The sequence below is a fragment of the Sporomusa sp. genome, from assembly GCF_035561255.1.
Classification (GTDB): Bacteria; Bacillota; Negativicutes; order Sporomusales; family Sporomusaceae; genus Sporomusa.
This window is the reverse complement of record NZ_DATMXX010000221.1, coordinates 1-5,432: the sequence shown is the minus strand read 5'-3', so window position 1 is coordinate 5,432 and position 5,432 is coordinate 1. Positions and strand designations below refer to the sequence as shown.

Here is a 5,432-nt window from a genome sequence, read left to right as displayed (position 1 = left end):
TGGTTTGGCTGTCTGTTCGTATTGTTCTAATTTGTAATAATTTAAGCCATTGTTATAATAACCATCTGATGATTCGGCACTCACAGTTGAAGATACAGGCAGAAACAGAAAAGTCGCAACGATAAAAAAAAGCCTAAAAGTCTTAGACTTAAGCTTAATTCCTGAGAGATGCTGTCTATTAGACATGGATATCCTCCTAGTAGGTAAGGTTTTACTGGATTATTTTCTTTAACTGGTTTAGTTCTTCCTGCTATTTAAAAAGGTTATTTACAAACATCTCTTTGGAGCGACGTCACGCAGGTGAAGTTGGCTTGATGGTCGAGAAGCGATTAGGATTTATATTCGAGAAGGATTAGACAGCTTTGAACTTAGTGAAGAATTTTGCTTACCGGATAAAGGATTTTATTTCTTGAAGGAGAATACTCTCACCTAGATGCTCCAATATTTACCATGTTTAGCATTGTTTGGGTATGAGAAAAACGCGCAGTTCATCGCCGGTTTTCTTCAGGAAAATGATGGAGGTTGATAATATGACAGCGTTAAAAAGGACCGTACTTTATGACAATCATGAAAAAGCAGGCGCAAAGCTGGTGGATTTCGGCGGCTGGGAAATGCCGATCAATTATAAAGCGGGAATCATCGAGGAACATATTTATACCCGGAAAAAGGCCGGCCTATTTGATGTTTCCCACATGGGAAGATTCGTTGTCGCCGGTAGAGAAGCCGTAAAATTTCTCCAGTATGTTTTAACGAATAATGCCTTGGCCCTTGACCCTAAGCAGGCGCAGTATACCATGATTCCGAACGAGAATGGCGGAGCGGTGGATGATGCTTATCTTTACCGCTTTTATGAGGATGAGTATTTGCTTGTTGTCAATGCGGCTAATGCGGAGAAGGATTGGGAACACCTGCAACGGGAAATAACGAAATTTGACGCAACGGTTACCGATAAGTCTAACGAGCTGGCGATGATCTCCCTGCAGGGACCGGATTCTAAGAACATCCTCAGTAAACTGACCGGCAGCGTTTCTCTTACAGAACCTATAAAGAACGCCCTGGATATTCTAAAAATCGACGGGGAAGAAGTGCTTGTTGCCAGGACGGGTTATACCGGCGAGCCCTTAGGCTTCGAATTGTTTATTAACGCCTCTGCGGCAGCCGCTGTTTGGGAGACGCTGCTTGCCTACGGGGCCATGCCTATCGGCCTGGGCGCCAGAGATACACTGCGGCTTGAAGCCGGACTGCCTCTTTATGGGCATGAATTGGGTCTGGACATTGACGGCAGGGAAATCCCGATTTTCTCCTGCCCTTTGGCTAAATTTGCCGTAAGCTTTGCGGCAGTCAAAGGCGATTATATCGGCAGGGAGGCTTTGGCCAAGCAATATGAAGGTTATAAAAAAATCATGGCCAGAGATTATGCCGGCTTGGCGGCTTTGGCCAGAATTATAAAACCGGTCGCTTTGCTTGATAAAGGGGTGGCCAGGGCCGGCTGCAAGGTATTTCAGGGGGATAAGGAAATTGGCTACATAACAAGCGCCACCATGGTGCCTTATCTAAAGACCGAAGGCTATGGGCTGGCAAGCAAAATTACCGGGGATAAAGCAACAAGAGCAATCGGCCTGGCCCTGCTTAATGGCGATGTAGAAGTCAACGACAAGGTGGCGGTAGAGATCAGAGGCAACAGGGTGCAGGCTGTTATCACGCCGTATCACCTCAAAAGTGATGCTCCGCCCTTTGCCAGGCCGATTATTTATGGCGTGGAAGCAGGCGGCACCTTCGCCAGTCCGGCAGACTATAAGACCAAAGCGGTGCAGCTTATCGAAAAAAGCTGCCAAAACACCGTCTGGCGGCAGCAAGCAACCATTAACCTGATTCCCTCTGAACAGACCCCTTCGGCTGCTGTCAGACTGTTGTCGGTGCTGGACCCTGCTTGCCGGTATGCGGAGCACAAGAAAACGAAATCGTTCTATGATTATGATGTTTTCTATTATCAAGGCACCGGTTTCATTAACGAGATCGAACAGTTATTAATGGCAGAACTAAGAAAATACCTCAATTGTACGGCAGTAGAGACAAGAGTTGTCAGCGGTCAGATGGCCAACGCGGCCGTATTTAGTGCGATTATGGATTTTAAAAACCGGGTAAACAGAAAAAAGGACCCTTCCCGTCTGGGCTATGTACTAAATAATCACATCATCAGGGGCGGACACCTGAGTGCCCAGCCGATGGGCGCTTTACATGACTACATCGCCATTGATCCTGTCACTGAGAAAAACGCCGTTGTCAGTTTCCCTGTAGAAAAGGATAACAGTTTTAAAATCGATGTGGAGGAAACAAAAAAAGTCATAGAGAAATATAAACCGGAGCTGATCATTTTCGGCAAGAGCATGGTATTGCATAAAGAACCGGTAAGAGAAATCCGGCAGTTCATCGATGACCAGAAAATCAATGCGGTTATCATGTATGACATGGCTCACGTGCTTGGCCTGGCAGGGGATTACTTTCAGAATCCCTTTGCCGAAGGGGCGGAAATTGTCACAGGTTCAACCCATAAGACCTTCTTCGGCCCCCAACGAGGCATCATTGCCGGTAATTACGACAAGGATGATTATAAATTCGGCTTATGGGAAACCATCGAAACCAGGGCTTTTCCTGGCAGTGTAAGCAATCACCACCTGGGTACTATGCTGGGGTTATTGATGGCAGCCTATGAAATGAACAGCTTCAAAGATGAATATCAGAAGAATATAATCCAAAATGCCAAGTATTTTGCAACATGTCTTAAGAGTGCCGGCCTGGATGTTGCCGGCGATCCTTCCATATCTTACACGGAGACACATCAGGTCATTGTCAGGGTGGGATATGGCACCGGGCCGGAAATAGCAAACAGGCTGGAAAACAACAATATCATCGTCAACTATCAGGCTACGCCTGAAGAAGAAGGCTTCACGGCTTCCGGCGCCATCCGGCTTGGCGTTGCCGAAATGACGAGATTCGGCTTCGGTTACAGAGAATTTGAACAGACGGCCGAATATATAGCGGACGTCGTGCTAAGGAATAAAAACGTCAAGGAAGAGGTAGCAAAGCTCAGGGGCAATTTCACCGGCCTGAAATACTGCTTCACCGACGAGGAGATTACGAAAAGTCTGGAAAGATTGCTGTCCACTTTCTAAGAGAAAAAAGGAACATTCCCTAAATGTCCTAAAGGCCACTTAGAAACCCTGCCTGGGTCTAATCTGTACTTGCATTTTGCTGCAGACAGACTATAATTAAAAATAGGTGGGAATTAAAAAGTCGACGTGACCTGAAAGTGTTAGAGCACTTTCAGGCCCGCGCAAGGTGCCCAAACACCTACACGTAACAGCCAAGCTGTCCACGACGACATTTCTATTATACACCGGGCTTCTGCCGCCACACAAGCGGGGGAGCGCGGGGTTAATAGTCGTTGCCGCTGGCGTCGCCGGGCTGTGAGTGCGACCGGACGCAGCAATTGATTCGATCTATCCTCAGCAGCTAATGAGCAGCAGCGGGGCAAACAGGGATGACCGGTTTGCGACCGTCCTTGTTGTTTTGGCCGGGTATCCGGCTTATTAGCGTTGAGTATGTAACAGATATCGCAACAGAACGCATGTGTAGGGGATAAAACCTTTGCATGCGTTCTTTTTAATTTCCCCCTGTAAAAAAGCTGACGTCCATACCGGCCGCAGCCTGAATATAGGGGGGTATATATATGTCTGATCAATCAACGGCAGCCGGCGCAGCTTTTTGTCCGGGGCTGGTTTCCTTCCTGCCGGCAGAGCGGGACTGGGAGCTGCAGCCGCCCGGGGCAGAGCAAGATGACCGGCTTATGCTGCAAAGCATCTTAACCGAGGCCTTTAATCAGTATATCTTTGTCAGGGTGGACAGTATCCTCAAGCTGGCCGGCACCAACGATGCCGGTTACAGCAAGACGGTCAGCAAGGCCGGCACCACCCTGGACCGGCTGCTGGCCCTGGCCAGGGAACTGGAGGGTCAGTATCCGGAATTGCTGGACCTGGTCATGGATTACGAGTCGTTCACAGCGCTGGAATCGGGCCAGTCGGCCGAAATCGCCTACAAGCAGGGGCTGCGGGACTGCAGCCATATCCACCAGGAGATTTTGACCTTCCTGCAGCAGCGATAGGATTAAATCAAAGTGCAGGAGTTTACGCAAGGCTTGTAGAGGCATGAGGTGTTTGACCTTGAGCCTCTTTTTTATTGCCCTGCCCCAGGACACCTAAGAAAACTGATAATCACCGAAGCAGCAAATATGAAAAAGATAGTAGCTTTTGAGAAATTTATTTTGATAAGCTTTATCAAGCTTGTCATACATATTATGAGTAATCAGCAAGGCCGGATCTGCTCTCAGTGCTGTTGCATTGCAGATTTTTATGGTTCTTTCAATTATATTTCCTAACCATAAGGTGTGACTGGTAAATATCGTATTGTCAGCAAAATGAACGGTGTCGCTGTTGCCGGTATCCATAAAAACAGCCGCTTTTATTTCTGCTTGTGGATTATTGATGGTATTAACAACCGGGAATACCGCTTTGCTTATTGTCGTAAAAACTTTATTTATTTCTGTTGGTGCCGGTGTATTAAAAATACCCAATATAATATTGGAACGTTGCTCGATACTCAGGCAAAGTTGCGTTTGGCCAAAGATTTCGCTGCATTTTGCGAAACAGGTTGTGTAGGCCAGGCTGAATGAGCTGTTTCTGTGGAAATCAGAACTATTGCGGGCTGCTTCTATTCTAATCGCTATTACTGTAATGGGGAGTGTGTTCTTTGTAATATTAAAATTACTGAAATTGTAACAAGGATATTTATTCTCAGCGTTTATAGTTGAAAATGAGCTTTCGTCAGCAGCAATATTTGACATAATTTATCATCCTTACGCACTGAATTACCCGGAAAGTAAAGTTAACATTTTTTAGCGAAAATTAAGGTGCAGTAGTTATTGGGATTTGATGTAATCAGGTTGTTGACAACATCCATTATAAAAATATGTCCTGTAGTATGCAGGTTGCTTTGCTCAACCTTTTCCAGGAAGCTTGTTACTGCAAAGGGTAAGTTCTGACCCTTGCCTTTGGTTAACAGGCAAAGATAATCACCGCCTGGCACAAATTGCAGCTCTTCTTTGGGGAAATCTTCGGGACAATCCACTTTTAAAAAATAAGATGTTTCCTGAAAAGCCCCTTTTTTAATTTCGTCTTCCGTAATAAATGCGCCTAACTGGTAGTGGGGCCAAAAGCCGTTCGAAAATCCTTTTATAAATAAGCCATTGGCAATATTAGACTCGCTTGCTTCATATTCTGCGCCTATTTTCAGCTTTGGCGAAAAAATAATGAACCACTCAGGGAAATAATGCAAGAATAATTCACCAAGCGGGTTATTTTTATACAGTTTATAAT

6 protein-coding genes are annotated in these 5,432 nt (G+C 45.9%); 3 read left to right on the top strand and 3 right to left on the bottom strand.

The window, feature by feature from the left end:
• On the bottom strand, positions 1 to 186 hold a 186-nt coding region (locus VN379_RS11950; RefSeq protein ID WP_325534095.1), incomplete at its 3' end, for a hypothetical protein.
• Positions 187 to 530: 344 nt separating this feature from the next.
• Between VN379_RS11950 and gcvT the strand changes: the two genes are divergently transcribed.
• From gcvT to VN379_RS11935, 3 genes are all read left to right on the top strand, one after another.
• Positions 531 to 3,173 carry a glycine cleavage system aminomethyltransferase GcvT gene (gene gcvT / locus VN379_RS11945; RefSeq protein WP_325534093.1) on the top strand — a complete coding sequence of 881 codons (2,643 nt, stop codon included), beginning with the start codon at positions 531 to 533 and terminating at the stop codon, positions 3,171 to 3,173.
• Between the two features lie 298 nt (positions 3,174 to 3,471).
• Complete coding sequence (locus tag VN379_RS11940) at positions 3,472 to 3,594, top strand: hypothetical protein (RefSeq protein ID WP_325534091.1); 123 nt, start codon at positions 3,472 to 3,474, stop codon at positions 3,592 to 3,594.
• Positions 3,595 to 3,730: 136 nt separating this feature from the next.
• A complete protein-coding gene (locus VN379_RS11935) occupies positions 3,731 to 4,162 on the top strand; it encodes a hypothetical protein (RefSeq protein WP_325534089.1) in 432 nt (143 codons plus the stop codon).
• A gap of 93 nt (positions 4,163 to 4,255) precedes the next feature.
• Here the strand turns inward: VN379_RS11935 and VN379_RS11930 are convergent, their stop codons facing one another.
• Both VN379_RS11930 and VN379_RS11925 read right to left on the bottom strand, forming a co-directional pair.
• Positions 4,256 to 4,900, bottom strand: coding sequence for a hypothetical protein (locus tag VN379_RS11930; RefSeq protein WP_325534087.1), 645 nt, complete (start codon positions 4,898 to 4,900; stop codon positions 4,256 to 4,258).
• A 41-nt stretch (positions 4,901 to 4,941) separates the two neighbouring features.
• The coding region (locus VN379_RS11925) for a hypothetical protein (RefSeq protein ID WP_325534085.1) at positions 4,942 to 5,432 on the bottom strand (491 nt) is incomplete at its 5' end.

What these genes read in the sequence shown, in the direction of transcription:
- gcvT (WP_325534093.1), top strand. Translation starts at nt 531, where the DNA reads ATGACAGCGTTAAAAAGGACCGTACTTTATGACAATCATGAAAAAGCA.
- VN379_RS11935 (WP_325534089.1), top strand. Translation starts at nt 3,731, where the DNA reads ATGTCTGATCAATCAACGGCAGCCGGCGCAGCTTTTTGTCCGGGGCTG.
- VN379_RS11930 (WP_325534087.1), bottom strand. Translation starts at nt 4,900, where the DNA reads ATGTCAAATATTGCTGCTGACGAAAGCTCATTTTCAACTATAAACGCT.